Genomic DNA, 16,350 nt, shown 5'->3' on the forward strand with positions numbered 1-16,350 from the left:
AAGGTATAAAAGTGGAAAAAGTTATAGTTGTTGGAGCTGCTGGAGTATTAGGCAAATTAATCTGTACTGAATTACTGAGAATATTTAATAATTCAATAAAGTTAGTAGTGACAGATTATAAAATTAAAAGAGGGGAAAATTTAGCAAACTCGTTAAACAGTGGAGCAGAATTCCAATATTTAGATGTTGATAATGAAGAAAATATAAAAAAAGTAATTCGTAATGTGGATATTGTAATTGTTGGATTAAAACAGAAAACACCATCTATTCAAAAAACTTGTATAGAAAATAAAATATTGTGTATTGATGTCACCCCATTTTATGACTTTGTAGAGACAGTGCAGGAACTAAATCAACGTGCTGAAAAGAATAATACAGCTTCTGTTGTCATGTCCGGTTTTTTCCCTGGTTTATCTGGCTTGATCACACAAAAAGCTATTGCAGAGTTTCAGGAAATAACAGAAATAAATGTAGCATTATTACAAAATGCCAATGCCCAAGCAGGAGTTACTGGAATTTTTGATATGTTAAGTATTATTGCACAGCCAGTTAAATTTCAAAATAATGTCCTTTCGGGATTTACCAAAAAAAGAAAGATGCATTTTCAAAATCATGCAAAAGAAAAGGTGGTAAGACTTATAGAACATTCAGAGAAAAAGATTATAAAAGAGAAATTGACAGTTGCACCAATATATTATTGGACTTCTTGGAATGTCATTCCTTTTAATAAATTAGTCTCTTTACTTAGAAAGATTGGTCTTTTAAATATACTTCAAAATCTTAATAAGAAATTGGTTTCTAAAGTAGTAAAACACAAACCTAATAAGAATGAAAATGCTTTTCTTACCGTTGAAGTAAAAGGGAATATCGATAATAAAAAAATGATAAGAACAATTTCCTTATCTACTTTTTCAGATTATCATACAACAGCAATAGTTACAGCTTCATTGGCCAAGATCGCTCTAAAAACAGATATAAAAGGTGTGGTTTATCCTTTTGAAATTACAAATTTGGATGAACTATTATCTATGGCCAATTGCTCTAGTATTATAGTAGAAGATGTCAAAAAACAACAATGATATTAAATTTACGTTATCATCCTCAGAAACGTTGTTATTTGATCTCTTTTACTATCTCAAACCTAGGAAAATGAAAGTAGACAACCTAATATTTTTTTAAACGCTTCCGAACAGCAGCAATCTATACGAAAAGAAAAGAAGGGCAAACCTGCAAATATATGCAGGTCTGCACCTTCCTAGCGATTCTCACCATTTGATTCAATTACTTCTTTATACCAATAAAAGCTCTTCTTCTTGATTCGACGAAGATCATGTGTTCCCTCTTCATGCTGATTGATATAGACAAAACCATATCGTTTTTGGAAGCCATTCAGCCAGCTTAACAGATCTGTAAAAGACCACACACAATATCCTAGCAGATCTACACCATCCGTAATAGCTTCTTGCATCGCATTTATATGTGCTCGAATAAAATCAATACGGTAATCATCATTGATGATATCGCCTTCTTCTAGTTTATCAAAAGCACCTAAGCCATTTTCACTAATAAGAATAGGAAGCTGATATCTATTTGTAATCCTGCGAAGAGCGATCCGCAATCCTTGTGGATCAATATTCCAATCCCAATCCGTTCTTTCCAAGTTTGGATTTTCGACTGTTTTAAACACTCCAGGAATTCCTGAATCCTGCGAAGTTCCCTTTTTACCAGTAGTGTTCATTTCAGCACTGCCTACTCCGCCTTCTAAAGGATTTTTCTCAAAGGTCGTTGTTTGATAATAGTTAAGTCCCATGAAATCTGGAGTGCCTTCTCGTAATAATTCAAAATCTCCCTCTTCAACCTCTGGAGCCAATCCATTTGCTTCTAAATAATTCCATGCAGCTTCTGGATATCTGCCCCAAGCATACATATCCATCCACCAATGACTATTTAATTCTTCTGCATTTTCTGCTGCAATAATATCTTCTGGCTTTGAAGTTAAAGCATATGCAGGAGAATAAGCAAAGCTAGGTCCAATTTTCCCACTTGGGACATATTGGCGGAAAGCCTTGATAACACTAGCGTTCGCTAAATTCGCATGATGGTTCACTTGATAGAATCGTTTTTCATCTGTTACTCCAGGTGGATGCACAGCCATTCGATAGCCTAAACCAGTGAAAATATTTTGTTCATTTAAACTTACCCAATATTTCACTCGATCTCCAAATTGCTTAAATAATTCAATACTATAATTCGTAAAATCCTCAATAATTTGACGCGATTCCCAACCACCATATTCATCTTGCAATGCTTGTGGAAGATCCCAATGATAAAGAGTTAGCACTGGCTCAATTTTGTATTTAATTAATTCATCAATTAAATCATTATAAAAGTCAATTCCCGCTTGATTTACCTCTCCTTTTCCATTCGGAAAAATCCGCGTCCAAGCAACAGAAAATCGATATGCCTTCATTCCCATTTCAGCCATTAACTGTACATCTTCTTTATAACGATGATAATGATCTACCGCTATATCTCCATTTGTACCTTTAAATGTTTTTCCTGGTATTCTAACAAACGTATCCCAAATGGATACTCCCTTGCCATCCTCATTCCATGCACCCTCTACTTGATAAGCTGCCGATGCAGCACCCCAAAGGAAGTTACTAGGGAACGCTTTCAAAGATTGGTGAATCATTTGGCTACACTCCTTATTCGATAGACTTAACATTAATTATTTAACTATACATATTCCACTATCAAAGGTATAGTTGATTATAAAATAAGTATATACATATAATCATATTTTGGCAACTTTTGTATATTAAATAATTATGACAGTTCATGGGTAATAGACTTTCAAATGAATGACAGCAAAAAGCCTTACTTGAAAATATATATTCTGAGATTTCTATTGAACTCAAATACCCCAAATAATTTCCCCTATAAAAATTTCTTTGTCCAAAAAAGAAATCTATGACATACTATAATAAATCTGACTATTAAGAAAATTAAGGAGGAGAAATAGATGATAGAAAGACTTTACTGGTTACCTACAGGAAAGCTAACGCTTGATCATTCGTCATTAAACCAAACATTAAAATCTGGGAAGCTTGTAACCTTACAAATATGGTCCTATCTACTAGAAACAAAGGATGGCCCAATTATTATTGACACAGGAATGCCAGAATCATTTATTGAAAATCCAAGTTATTTTGATGATACGCCTTATGAAGGTTTATTTTTACCAGATATGAGAAAGGAAGATCATATTCTTGCTGTTTTAGATAATATTGGTTATAAACCGAATGACATTCAAGCAATTATTTCTTCTCATCTACATATGGATCATGCAGGTGGAAATCCTCTGTTTCCTAAAACACCCATATTTGTTCAACAAGCAGAACTGGATGTTGCTATTGGAAACGAAAATTATGCTCCACCAGAGTGTACTCAAAATAACTTAAATTATAAGGCTATTCAAGGTGATTATGAACTCATGCCAGGTATTCAACTTCTCTTTACTCCTGGCCATACACCAGGACACCAATCAATTCTGGTTACAACGAAACAATCTGGCCCTATTTTATTAACGATTGATTTAGCGTATACGAGAGAAAACTACGAAGATCATATTCCATTTGCTACATTCGATCAACAACTAGCTAGTGAATCGATTAGAAAAATAAAAAGACTTATGTCTGAAGTACGCCCTACCCACATTTTTTATGGTCATGATTTGAGTCAAGCAACTACACAGAAGACTTACCCTGATTTTTCTTAAAGATAAACAAAGTTTTTTATCAAAAAAAATAAAAAGAAGGGATGCCGAGATCAAAATGGCATCCTTTCTTTTACCTCCAAAAAAATTTCTTCTCCTATCCTAAAAAAACGCAACAGTAAAACAGCAATTATCTATTTTATATAATAAATAATTAGTTTCGCAAATTTTTTCATCGATCCCTTCATTCTACCCCTTTTCATTTACTTTAATATTCCCACTATTCTCAAATTCAATGGATATATTGTTTATTAAACAACCCTATTTTTTCCAATTTATTAAAGTTTGCTAGACTAGGGTAGATTGGAATGAATGGTATAACTTTTTTCCATAAAAAAGAGCCAACTTCTAGCAGAAGTTCACTCTTAGTCATAAACTCTTGATTATTTATTTTCCTATGGCAGCTCCATCACTTCTTGGGTCGACACCACCATATAAAAATCCTTGTTCATCGATCAAAATAGCATTTGCATGCCCCATAATTCCGTCAAATGCTTCTACTCGGTTTACGGTATGACCAGCCTTTTGCAGCTTTTCCAAAACATTTGCCGAAATACGGTTTTCTATTTTTAGCTCTTCGTTTTTTTCTCCCCATGTACGCCCCCATACAAACCGTGGCTCACTTATTGCTCTTTGGGGATCAAGTCCATAGTCAAGCATTCTCGTAATCATCAAAGTTTGTGTCTGCGGCTGGCCTTCCCCGCCTTGTGTACCATACAACACATATGGTTTATTCTCTTTAAAAGCCATGGCAGGCATCAAAGTATGGAATGTCCGCTTATTTGGCTCCAATGTATTGACATGATCAGGATCAAGTGAGAAAAATGACCCTCTATTTTGCATAGTAATCCCCGTATCTCCTGCAACCACACCAGAACCAAATTCAAAATATAGACTTTGAATAAAAGAAACAGCATTCCCATCTTTATCCACAACAGCGGCATGGGCTGTATCGCTTCCAACAGGGCGCGAAGTATAATCTGCTGTATATTCTAATGAGATGGAATCCGCCATCTCCTTTGCATACTTTTTGCTTAATAGCTGCTCTAATGGAATGTCATGAAATGTCGGATCTGTCAGATGCTCATTCCGGTCTTGAAAGCTTCGTTTCACTGCTTCTATTATTAGCTGATAATATTCATAGGATTCATACGGAATGGATGAAAAATCGAAATTTTCTAATATATTTAAAATCATGAGTCCCACAAAGCCTTGTGAATTGGGAGGAGCCTGATACATAGTATAAGAGCGATAGGTACTAGCAAGCGGTTCACTCCATTCCCCTTTATGTGCGGCAAAATCTGCTATTGTTAAATAGCTGCCTTTTTTCTGCAAACCAGAAATAATTCTGTTGGCCAGTTCTCCTTTATAAAAATCATCTCTTCCATTCGCTCCTAATTGTTTTAACGTGTTCGCTAAATTCTTTTGCACAAACCGAGAAAATTTTTCTGGAACCTTTCCATCTGGCAGAAAAACAGCCGCAGTTTCTTCTATATTTCTTAAAAGTCCCTCATTTTTCACCGTATTTTCATATTGATCATTAGAAAGAGGAAATCCCTTTTCTGCATATGCAATAGCAGGCTGTAAGACTTCTGCAAGAGTCATGCTTCCATATTCTTTTAAGATAGCATCCCAGCTATCCACCATGCCAGGAACAGTTAGAACACTTTCTATTCCTCGAAAAGGAATGCTCTCTTTTCCCTTAAACATTTCTCTTGTAACAGCCGCTCCTGACTTCCCACTTCCATTATAAGTACGCACTTTCCCTGTCTTTTCCTTATAAGTCAGCCAAAAAGAATCGCCCCCAAGACCAGTCATATGCGGATATACTACAGCTAAGCAAGCACTCACAGCAACAGCAGCATCAAATGCATTGCCTCCCTTTTGGAGAATTTGTTCACCTGCTTGTGAAGCTAAATAATGTGGACTTACAATCATTGATTCTGTGCCTACTATTACTTTATTCAACTTACTATTTCCTCCTTAAGTCCAACATTAATCGCTGCTTTATTGTCTTCTTTCCCTTTATCGCTTGTAAATATAAACAATATGGCACCAATGATTAATAACCCGCCGGCTAGATAAAATCCGAATTCTAGACTGCCAGTTTTATCAGCGAAATACCCCGTAATATATGGCGCAAATATAGAAGAAAGCATCCCGCTAAAGTTAAAGAATCCATAAACTCTTGAATACATAGACTTTGGAGTAATATCTGCCATATATGAAATTAATACTGGATCCAGCGCTAATTTTCCAAGCAAACCATATAAACATAATCCGACAATCAGCAAGGAATAATTGTCTGTATAAGGAATTGCAAATTGACAAATTGCTCCAGCTAATGCCAGCGCGATAATGAGCGGCTTTTTACTTTTAATGCGATCAGACAAGAAGCCAAATAGAATGGCACCTGGAATGGAAGCCCAAGGCACTAAAGAAGAAATAATCCCAGTTTGGGAGGCCTCAATGTCTCTTGCTGTTTGTAAGTAATAAGGAAGCCATGTCAGCATACCGAAAAAACCATATAAGGAACAAAAGATTAAGATATATACAAAAATATGATTTTTAGTGAAAATTTTCTTCATCTCGACTTTTTCATATTCAGATTCTACTTTCTTCTCCTTATGTGAATTGTCACGAACAAATATGCCTATTAAAATAGCAACCAAAACGGTAGGAATTGCAAAAACATAAAACGGAAACTGCCAGCCTTTATTTAATGTGTAGGTAAAATAACTGGACGACATAAATCCTAACGAAATACCAAAAGCCATTCCACTGTTAATAATGGCTGATACTAAGCCGCGATATTTCTTTGGGGTTATCGTAGAAGAGATACCATACTGTGAACCATAATAAGTACCTTCTCCTAAACCAGTAATTGCTCTCATAATTAAAAACATCGCAAACGTCGTGGAAGCACCACTTAAATAGGTACCAACGCCAAAAACGATAAAGCCAATTACTAACACCTTTACTCGCCCAAATTTATCTGCCAAAAAGCCAGTAGGGATTTGCATAAAAGCATAGGCAGCAAAAAATACTGTAGCCATTAACCCTAGTTCGGTTTGGTTTAAGTTCCATTCTTCTCCAATGCTTCCCATGACTGGTGATAGAATATTACGATCTGCATACATAAATACCCAGCCTAAAAAGAATAAAAAGATAACAAGGATAGGATGTGATTTTTTCATATTGCAATCTCCTTTTCTGAATGTTGGGACAATTGTAACATGAGTAAAATAATAAAATCTGTTTCTTGTCAGAAAGTCTCACACGATTTTTTCAATAAGAAAAAATTTTCAATTAAAACCTTTCGTATTGTTGTAATAATAATAGCAATCAATTCCATAAAGTTCTCCATAGAGACTTATAGGTTTCCAAACGAAAATGAAAACAATAAGTTTATGTAGATTTTCCTCTCTCCTAAAGAACCAACATATAAATCCTTATCCAAGTAGGATTTTTCAATAAAAAAAGAGAAGCAGCAACATACTGATTCTCTCCTCTAAACTCTATAAAATAACATTCTATGTGAAATTTCTTATATAATCCCTTGTTCTATCATAGCATCCGCTACTTTAATGAAACCTGCTATATTAGCACCTGCAACTAGGTTTCCTTTCGCTGCATACTCCTCAGATGCTTGGATACTTTTACTATAAATATTTTTCATAATTGCTTGTAACTTCTTGTCTACCTCTTCTTGCGTCCAAGCTATTCGTGCACTATTTTGGGCCATTTCTAAAGCGGAGACTGCCACCCCGCCTGCATTTGCTGCTTTGGCAGGTGCAAATAATACTTTATGCTCGATAAAGGTATCGACTGCTTCAAGAGTAGAAGGCATATTTGCCCCCTCGCCTATTGCTTTTACTCCATTGGCAATTAATTTTTCAGCTGATTCTTTATTCAGTTCATTTTGTGTTGCACATGGCAGGGCAATATCACATGGAATCGTCCAAATACCTGTGTATCCTTCTTCGTAGATAGCATCAGGATGTCTATTCACATATTCATAGATTCTTTTGTTTTCCACTTCTTTTAATTGTTTCACTGTATCAAGGTTTATTCCATTTGGATCATACACATAACCGCCGGAATCGCTGCAAGCAATCACTTTAGCCCCTAACTGTATCGCTTTCTCCATCGCATAAATCGATACATTTCCCGAACCAGAAACTACTACCGTATTGTCTTCAAAACCTAGTCCCTGACTTTTCAGCATTTCTTCCACAAAGTACACTAAGCCATATCCAGTTGCTTCTTTTCTCCCTAAGCTTCCACCATATCCGATTCCTTTTCCAGTTAAGACACCTGCTTCATAAGCACCTTTTAATCGTTTATATTGTCCAAACATATAGCCAATTTCTCTTGCTCCTACTCCGATATCTCCAGCAGGCACATCGATATCCGGACCGATATGCTTACTAAGTTCAGTCATAAAGCTTTGACAAAAACGCATTATTTCGAAATCGGATTTCCCCTTCGGATCAAAGTCAGAACCGCCCTTTCCGCCGCCTATGGGCTGACCGGTTAATGAGTTTTTAAAGATTTGCTCAAATCCAAGAAATTTAATAATACTGGCATTAACAGAAGAATGAAATCTTAGTCCTCCTTTATATGGTCCAATTGCATTATTAAATTGGACACGATAGCCGCGGTTTACTTTTATATTTCCATTATCGTCTACCCAAGGGACTTTAAAGCTAATTAGTCGATCTGGCTCAAGCATTCTTTCTAATACAGCATGTTTAATATATGTTGGATTTTTTTCAAGTACAGGAACTAAAGAATCGAGGACTTCTTTAACTGCCTGCTGGAACTCCTTTTCGTGAGGATTACGTTCTTTCACTTGATTTATTAATTGATTAATGTAATCTTTCACCGTTTGTGTTTGAAATTCTTCTTTTTTATCCAGCACTTTCATCCTTTTTCAGCCCCTATAATAAATTAATGTTAGAATATTCTCTTTTCTAAAAGTTGTTTTTATTTTATAATTTTATAATTAATAGGTACAATACTAATTTCGGATTGAATTCATGCGTTAAACGCATGAATGGAAAAGAGTGCAGACATGGAAATAAGACAAATACAGTATTTTTTGGAAGCTGCCAAAAGGGAACATATTACAGAAGCTGCCGATGCTTTGCATGTGGCCCAATCCTCTGTAAGTCGACAAATTTTCAATTTAGAAGCAGAATTAGGGGTCGAGCTTTTTATCCGTGAAGGAAGAAGCGTGAAGTTAACACCCCTTGGAAGAGTTTTTTTTGAGCGAATGAAACAAATATGGAGTATGATGGAAGACGCCAAAAGAGAAGTGGAGGAATCCCTTGATCCGGAAAAAGGGACAGTTAGAATTGCCTTTCCTATCAGTATGGCTGCTCATACGCTTCCCTCTATCATCTATTCTTTTCGTACCCGATATCCAGAAGCAAAATTCCATATGAGCAACGCCCTGTATTATGACCTTATCGATGGAGTTATTAATGGAGAATTTAATTTGGCAATGATTGCGCCAATGCCAAACCGAGAAAAGGAGGATAAAATTAACGGTGCTACATTATTTACAGAAAATATTGTTGCCCTACTTCCTCTTCATCATCCATTGAGCAATCAAAAAGAGTTACAGCTAAAAGATTTAAAGAATGATCCCTTCTGTGTCTTACCAGAAGGATTCGTATTCAGGGACCAAGTGGTTAAAGCATGTCATGATGCAGGATTTTCTCCACAGATTGCATTTGAAGGAAAAGACATAGATGCACTGAAAGGATTAGTATCTGCCGGGTTAGGAGTAGCCTTGATGCCAGAAATGACATTGGTGGATAACACACCACGTTCTACTTGCGTCATTCCCCTTTCAGATGTTAATCTGACGAGAACCGTTGGGGTTATTTATCCAAGTCATCGCAAACTACTTCCAACAGAATCACTATTTTACCAATTTCTCTTAGAGACATACGAAAGATTGAATGAGTTTAAAAAGTAAACAGCCAAAAAGGGTGTCAAAGCATATCAGCTGTGACACTCTTTTTACATTAAATCAGCAATTAACATCCCAAAATGCAAACGGAAGATGCTCCTTAGTTATCCAATCTCATAAATGAACATTTAATTTTCCTTATTTTGACTTGAATGTAACGAAATAATAGATAGTATGACAATATTTAATGATAATTACCTAAATTTCGTAATGAAGATATAGTCCCTAGTGCCATCGATTCAATTTTGTTCTTTTTGTTATCGTTTCCACTATCATTAGTAAGCGATGCCATTCAGCGGTTTAATGGATAAAACGCCAAAAATATCTCCTAGCTTTCTTTCCATCTATGTATATTGACTTATTTGTAAAAAAAGATTTAGATTTAAAGAAATGGTTTATTGAGTACTACTAAATTTTTTTAAGGCTAGATAATGATATTAATGGAAAGAAAGGAACTTCTTAATATGAAAAGCATTCAAAGCCGTTTATTTTTTATGCTTCTTGCTTTCATTATCCTGCCCTATTTTTTAACGGTTTTAATTATTTATGGATATACAAAGGATAGTGTCGAACAGCATGAACTGCAAAACAGCAAAGAACAATTAGATAAATTATCCAAAGAACTAGAACAATATTTTAACGATATGATTAACCTTCCCTATATTTTATATAGAAATCCAGACTTTTTTCGGATTTTCACTAATGGCTATGAAGATTCCATTTATTTTAATCCAATTGCTATGGAAGAAAATATTGAAACTTTTTTCCTGATGCGTTCCGAAATCCGCCAAATTCGTTTTTATTTGGATAAGAATAAAGAATCATTCACTATTTATAATGGGATGATCAGCGCAAGAAAACCGCAAAATGATTTTATGAAGCTAGACTCCATGCAAGAGCTGATTCATTCAAATTCACGTTTTTTAATAGAGCCTCCCCATACGATTGGAAACTATAATAATGCCGCGATTATACCTGAATCAGACAAAACAGAGGTTATGACTATCCATCATAAAATATTGGATCCTCTATCCAAAGAATTTCTTGGGGTTATTACAATTGATATGGATCTAGACAAGTATGCACAGATTTGCAGGAATCTATTACAGGAGAAAGGTGATTCCATTTATCTTCTTAATGAACATGATATTGTAATGTATACAAATGTTCATTCCCTAATAGGAAAAACAGCAGATGAGAAATTCCTTCATGCCAGCCAGGATAAAAGCAATGATATTATCTTATCTAAAACATTATCAAAACCACTTCATCAGTGGAAAATCGTAAAGGTGACACCTAGTGATAGATTATTTTATGATGCTAGACAAACCGCTTACACCAACATACTGGTTGGGATAGGGGTGGGGGTACTAGGACTATTAATGATCAGCATCCTTGCCTATTATATATCACGTCCTATTAAAGTGCTCAGCCAAAAGGTGCTTTCTATTAAAGGAGGAAATTTAAATATTCCTTTTACCGACAACCGCGAAGACGAAATTGGTCATCTAGAAAAGCATATGAAAGAAATGTTGGAGCGTATAAATCTCCATATTGATCGGGAATACAAATTGGAGATTGAGAATAGAAAAAATCAATTACGAGCACTTAAATCTCAAGTGAATCCTCACTTTCTATTTAATGCTCTTCAATCCATTGGAGCAGTTGCGCTGCAAAATAACTCTCCTAAAATCTATCAGCTTGTAACATCCTTATCAAAAATGATGAGATACTCTATCCGAGCAGATCAGTGGGTTCTAATTCGTGAAGAACTGGATTATATAAAAGCATACTTAACACTGCAACGGGAACGTTTTGGCAGTAAGCTAAACTACTCTATTCAGATAAGTGAAGCAATCCAAGGGATAAAAATCCCTAGTATGATACTCCAACCACTAGTAGAGAACTATTTTAAACATTGCTATGAACAAGGCTATTTTGATTCTTCTTTAAACATAACAGGCGAAATTAAAGAGGATTTTTTATATCTAATTGTTGAAAATGACTACTCAAGTTTATCAGCAGAAGAGCTGGAGACTATAAGGAGTAATATCTATCGTGCTCCTTATGCTGGCGAATTTTCTCACGAGCATATTGGTTTAAAAAATATACATGACCGTCTTCTTCTAAACTACGAATCAAAAGCAGGTTTAGAGATAGCTACAAACGAGAGACAAGGATTTATCGTAAAGCTATATATCCCGATGCAAAATTAAATAGATGGTTCATCATTGCGAACCATTCTTTTCGAGGAGGCTCATTCAATTTGAAAGTTCTTATTATAGACGACGAAATTAATGTACGATATGTTATTCGCTATATTGGTGAATGGAAAAAACACGGAATTACGACCATCTTAGAAGCTAGCAATGGAGAAGAAGCAATAAAAATCATCAAAAAACAAAAACCAGAAATTATCTTTACAGATGTGAAGATGCCGAAAATGGATGGAATAGAAATAATTGAGTGGCTAGATTCCATTTCCTATCCTGGTAAGGTTATTCTGATTACAGGATTTGACGATTATACCTATATGCGAAAAGCAATCCAGTGCAGCAGCTTTGATTATTTATTAAAACCGATTGAAGCTGAATCTTTAAACAATACTCTATCAAAAGCAGTACAATCATGGATAACCGAGAATAAAGATGCAGGTGTTTTAGAAGACGCCAAAAGACTGCGCTTGAATCAATTGGCTACACAAGCCTGTATGGGAGAAGAATTTGACTTAATAGAGCTTGCTTCTAGTCTTCCCGATACAGTTGAGTATGAACTAACGCTTATTTCTTTTTATCAGATGCACCATTCTGAGCCATATATCCAATTACTTGCCGATCAACTTATCGAAAAAGGAATAGGAAATGCTTTTACCCTTCAACATGATCATAGCCTTTGCTTAGTAATTACCACTAGCCAACAATGGCTGTCTGTTGAAGAATGGATTATTCAGCAATTCGATATCCCTATCCGAATCGTAAATGGAATGTCCCTTCTATCGTTAGGAAAAATCCATGAGTCTTATCAATCGATGCAAAAGGCAGTGGAAGAACAAAATTACCGGACGATTCACCGTTTAAATGATATAGACGATGCCAAGCGAATGCAGGATATTGTTTCATATGTGGATACTTATTATATGGAAGAATTAAGTTTAGAAAAACTTTCTAATCGATTTTTCTTAAGTCGCGAGCATATCTCTAGAAAATTCAAACAGCAAACAGGCATGCCTTTATCCAAATATATTATGAAACTGAGAATCGAGAGAGCTAAATACTTGCTTCGGGAAAAAGATGAAAACATTTATGCAATTGCTTTATTACTCGGTTATCAAGATGAAAAGTACTTTTCAAAATTATTTAAAAAAATGGTTGGCTTAACGCCATTTGAGTACAGAAACTGTCAAAAAACGTTGGACGCAAAGTAGATACCACCATCAATAATAAATGAGAGTGAAATAGCAGGAGTGAAATTATGACAAAGTGGACATTCACATGGCTTATTGCAGGATTGTTGATTGTTGCACTTTCAGCTTGTCAGCCAAAATCAGAAGAAGACTCAAGCGAAAGAAAAACAGCCGATGAACGCATCACACTAACTATCCGAAATCCAAAAGTAGAAATTTCTACCCAATTTGAAGAAATGGTGATGGCATATGAACGCGAACATCCAAATATAGATATTCAGGTTCACACTGTAGGTGGTGCTGCTGATGATCTTGCTGATTTGAAAGCCCAAATTGCAGCGGATAATGGTCCTGATATTTTTACAAATACTGGGTATGACAATGTGAAAATATGGAGTGACTATTTAGAAGATCTTTCCGATCAACCATGGATTCCTCATGCGTACAAAGACACCTTGAAACCAGTAACAATGGATGGCAAAGTGTATGGAATGCCCCTTAATATCGAAGGATATGGATTCATATATAACAAAGATTTATTTCATAAGGCAGGAATTCATACGCTTCCTAGAACATTATCTGAGTTACAGGCTACAGCACAAACATTAGAAGAATCCGGTATTACGCCCTTTGCAACTGGATATTATGAAGAATGGAAGCTTGGCGATCATCTCTTAAATATTGCATTTGCACAACAAGATGATCCTGAAGCATTTATTGACCAACTAAACAAAGGAACCACAAAAATTACGAACAATCAAAAATTCTTAGATATTATTTCTTTACTTGATACTACCATCAAATATGGAAACCACAATCCCCTAACAACAGACTATAATACAGAAGTTGATCTCTTCGCTTCGGGAAAAGCTGCGATGATTCAACAAGGCAATTGGATTCAGCCAATGATTGATCAGCAATCTCCGAACATGAACATTGGATTTCTGCCGATTCCTATTAACGAGGAACCAGCTGATGCAATCGCTGTTAACGTTTCTAATTATTGGGTAGTAAACAAGCAATCATCTGCTGAAAAGAAGAAAGCAGCCAAAAATTTTCTAAACTGGATGGTATTTTCAGAGCAAGGAAAGTCCTTTATGACGGAACAATTTAAATTCATTCCAGCTTTTGACCATATAGAGGCACACCATCTAGGACCGCTTGCAAAGGAAATTATGAACTACTATCAGACAGGAAAAACCCTTAGAGCCAACTGGTTTGCCTTTCCTAATAGTGCACGAGAAGAATTTGGATTAGCTATGCAATTATACGTGGGCAAACAGCTAAATCGAGATCAATTGCTGCAGGAATTTCAAAAATCTTGGGAAAAGGCTGCCGCTTCATCTTCCCACTAATTCCCGCCTTCTAATCGCTCCCTTTTGCAGGGAGCGATTTTTTGGTTTTACAAGAAATCATTCTCTCTATTTGAAATAAGGAAGAAGGTCCCGTTCTTCTATTATATCCTCTAGTATATTCGATTTATCTTATATCAATATAAGACTAGATTTCTATCAATCTATGCCATATGCGCAGAAACCAGATTAACCTATAATTTTATTAGAAACACGGTGTATTTGCTGCTTTGTTTTTATAAATCAGCAGTTCTACCCTGTCCTTATCTTTTGTTTCATCTAACACATTCTAGGAGGTAAACCATGAAATTGAACAAGCTTGCTAAACAAGCAACAGTCGTATCATTGGGTGCAGCTATTTTATTTGGAGGTAGTGGGTCTCTAGCTTTTGCAAAGCAAAAAGAAAAGTTAGACCACAAAGAATCTTATGATATTTCACATATCACTCGATTCGATATGGAAAAAATGACGGAACAACAAAACGATTCTAAATTTAAAGTGCCAGCTTTTGATGAATCAACGATTAAAAACATCCCTTCAGCAAAGGGCTATGATGAAAAAGGTAATTTAATTGATTTAGATGTCTGGGATACATGGCCGTTACAAAATGCAGATGGAACAGTTGCAGAATATAATGGCTATCAAATTGTATTTGGATTAGCTGGAGATCCTGATAGAGGATGGGATACATTTATTTACATGTTCTATAAAAAAATTGGTGATAATTCCATTGATGCATGGAAAAATGCAGGAAGAGTATTTAAAGACAGCGATAAATATGCTACCAATGATATTATTTTAAACAATCAAGCAGAAGAATGGTCTGGTTCAGCAACTTTCACTTCTGATGGCAAAATCCGCTTATTCTATACGAATCGTCAAGGCTGGGATCCTGATCATGGATTTTTTGGAAAACAAACATTAACTACTGCCCAAGTTAATGTATCTAAACTAGATGCAAATACATTAAAAATTGATGGTGTGGAAGATCATAAATCCATCTATGATGGTGGAGATGGATCTGTATATCAAACAGTTGATCAAGCTTTTTCAGGTGGAAATTATGCAGATAACCATACATTAAGAGATCCTCACTACGTTGAAGACAATGGACATAAATATCTTGTATTTGAAGCTAATACAGGAACAGATTATGGCTATCAAGGAGAAGAATCATTATTTAATAAAATCTATTATGGGGGCAGCACTAAATTTTTCAGAAAAGAAAAAGAGCAGTTATTACAAAGCCCGAAAAAGAATTTAGCAACACTAGCAAATGGTGCATTAGGAATCATTGAGATTAATGATGATTACACACTAAAAAAAGAAATGAAGCCGTTAATTGCTTCCAACACTGTTACAGATGAAATTGAACGTGCGAATATTTTTGAAAAAGACGGTAAGTGGTATCTATTTACAAGTTCCAGAGGTTCAAAAATGACTATTGATGGCATTAACGACAAAGATATTTACCTATTAGGATATGTAGCTAATTCTATTACTGGACCATATAAACCTTTAAACAAAACAGGTATTGTCTTACATCAAAATCTAGATCCAAATGATATTACATGGAACTACGCTCATTTTGCGATTCCACAAAAGAACAGTGACAATGTAGTTGTCACAAGCTATATGACAAACAGAGGATTATTTGAAGATCATCAATCCACTTTTGCTCCAAGCTTTTTATTAAATATTAAAGGCAATAAAACTTCTGTAGTAAAAAATAGCATTTTAGAACAAGGTCAAATCACTATAAATAAATAAAAAAACGAGGTTGGGATAAAAGTATTTCAATTTAATATAACCCGAACAATTATACATTCATACT

11 protein-coding genes are annotated in these 16,350 nt (G+C 35.2%); 7 read left to right on the plus strand and 4 right to left on the minus strand.

Annotated features, from left to right (window positions below):
* The first annotated feature begins 11 nt into the window (after positions 1 to 11).
* Positions 12 to 1,079 (plus strand): saccharopine dehydrogenase NADP-binding domain-containing protein, encoded by a 1,068-nt coding sequence (locus BCI01S_RS16870; RefSeq protein ID WP_061800226.1) that lies wholly within the window; start codon positions 12 to 14, stop codon positions 1,077 to 1,079.
* Positions 1,080 to 1,255: 176 nt separating this feature from the next.
* Here the strand turns inward: BCI01S_RS16870 and BCI01S_RS16875 are convergent, their stop codons facing one another.
* Positions 1,256 to 2,695, minus strand: coding sequence for a glycoside hydrolase family 1 protein (locus BCI01S_RS16875; RefSeq protein ID WP_047941447.1), 1,440 nt, complete (start codon positions 2,693 to 2,695; stop codon positions 1,256 to 1,258).
* Positions 2,696 to 3,025: 330 nt separating this feature from the next.
* On the opposite strand from BCI01S_RS16875, the gene aiiA reads away from it, so the two are divergent.
* Positions 3,026 to 3,781, plus strand: coding sequence for a quorum-quenching N-acyl homoserine lactonase AiiA (gene aiiA / locus BCI01S_RS16880; protein WP_061800228.1), 756 nt, complete (start codon positions 3,026 to 3,028; stop codon positions 3,779 to 3,781).
* A gap of 384 nt (positions 3,782 to 4,165) precedes the next feature.
* Here the strand turns inward: aiiA and ggt are convergent, their stop codons facing one another.
* From ggt to gdhA, 3 genes are all read right to left on the minus strand, one after another.
* Positions 4,166 to 5,746 (minus strand): gamma-glutamyltransferase, encoded by a 1,581-nt coding sequence (gene ggt, locus BCI01S_RS16885; RefSeq protein ID WP_061800230.1) that lies wholly within the window; start codon positions 5,744 to 5,746, stop codon positions 4,166 to 4,168.
* Complete coding sequence (locus tag BCI01S_RS16890; protein WP_061800232.1) at positions 5,743 to 6,975, minus strand: MFS transporter; 1,233 nt, start codon at positions 6,973 to 6,975, stop codon at positions 5,743 to 5,745. Before BCI01S_RS16890 ends, ggt begins: the two co-directional genes overlap by 4 nt.
* 350 nt (positions 6,976 to 7,325) lie before the next feature.
* Positions 7,326 to 8,708 (minus strand): NADP-specific glutamate dehydrogenase, encoded by a 1,383-nt coding sequence (gdhA, locus tag BCI01S_RS16895; protein ID WP_061800233.1) that lies wholly within the window; start codon positions 8,706 to 8,708, stop codon positions 7,326 to 7,328.
* A 147-nt stretch (positions 8,709 to 8,855) separates the two neighbouring features.
* Here gdhA and gltC point away from each other — a divergent pair, with 147 nt between their 5' ends.
* The 5 genes from gltC (at position 8,856) to sacB (ending at position 16,286) form a co-directional block, all read left to right on the plus strand.
* A complete protein-coding gene (gltC, locus tag BCI01S_RS16900) occupies positions 8,856 to 9,767 on the plus strand; it encodes a glutamate biosynthesis transcriptional regulator GltC (RefSeq protein ID WP_016204111.1) in 912 nt (303 codons plus the stop codon).
* Between the two features lie 458 nt (positions 9,768 to 10,225).
* Positions 10,226 to 11,977 carry a cache domain-containing sensor histidine kinase gene (locus BCI01S_RS16905; protein ID WP_061800235.1) on the plus strand — a complete coding sequence of 584 codons (1,752 nt, stop codon included), beginning with the start codon at positions 10,226 to 10,228 and terminating at the stop codon, positions 11,975 to 11,977.
* A gap of 50 nt (positions 11,978 to 12,027) precedes the next feature.
* Positions 12,028 to 13,185: a response regulator transcription factor gene (locus tag BCI01S_RS16910; protein WP_061800237.1), complete on the plus strand. Its 1,158-nt coding sequence runs from the start codon at positions 12,028 to 12,030 to the stop codon at positions 13,183 to 13,185.
* Between the two features lie 47 nt (positions 13,186 to 13,232).
* A complete protein-coding gene (locus tag BCI01S_RS16915) occupies positions 13,233 to 14,519 on the plus strand; it encodes an ABC transporter substrate-binding protein (protein WP_047941438.1) in 1,287 nt (428 codons plus the stop codon).
* Between the two features lie 300 nt (positions 14,520 to 14,819).
* Positions 14,820 to 16,286, plus strand: a complete 1,467-nt coding sequence (gene sacB / locus BCI01S_RS16920) for a levansucrase (protein ID WP_061800239.1) — start codon at positions 14,820 to 14,822, stop codon at positions 16,284 to 16,286.
* Positions 16,287 to 16,350: the final 64 nt, after the last annotated feature.

Origin of the sequence: Niallia circulans NBRC 13626, from assembly GCF_001591585.1 — a bacterium.
In the GTDB taxonomy this organism is placed as follows: domain Bacteria; phylum Bacillota; class Bacilli; order Bacillales; family Cytobacillaceae; genus Niallia; species Niallia circulans.

Coding starts and splice junctions, on each gene's coding strand:
- BCI01S_RS16915 (WP_047941438.1), top strand. CDS start 13,233: ATGACAAAGTGGACATTCACATGGCTTATTGCAGGATTGTTGATTGTT.
- BCI01S_RS16875 (WP_047941447.1), bottom strand. CDS start 2,695: ATGATTCACCAATCTTTGAAAGCGTTCCCTAGTAACTTCCTTTGGGGT.
- gdhA (WP_061800233.1), bottom strand. CDS start 8,708: ATGAAAGTGCTGGATAAAAAAGAAGAATTTCAAACACAAACGGTGAAA.
- BCI01S_RS16890 (WP_061800232.1), bottom strand. CDS start 6,975: ATGAAAAAATCACATCCTATCCTTGTTATCTTTTTATTCTTTTTAGGC.
- sacB (WP_061800239.1), top strand. CDS start 14,820: ATGAAATTGAACAAGCTTGCTAAACAAGCAACAGTCGTATCATTGGGT.
- BCI01S_RS16905 (WP_061800235.1), top strand. CDS start 10,226: ATGAAAAGCATTCAAAGCCGTTTATTTTTTATGCTTCTTGCTTTCATT.
- gltC (WP_016204111.1), top strand. CDS start 8,856: ATGGAAATAAGACAAATACAGTATTTTTTGGAAGCTGCCAAAAGGGAA.
- aiiA (WP_061800228.1), top strand. CDS start 3,026: ATGATAGAAAGACTTTACTGGTTACCTACAGGAAAGCTAACGCTTGAT.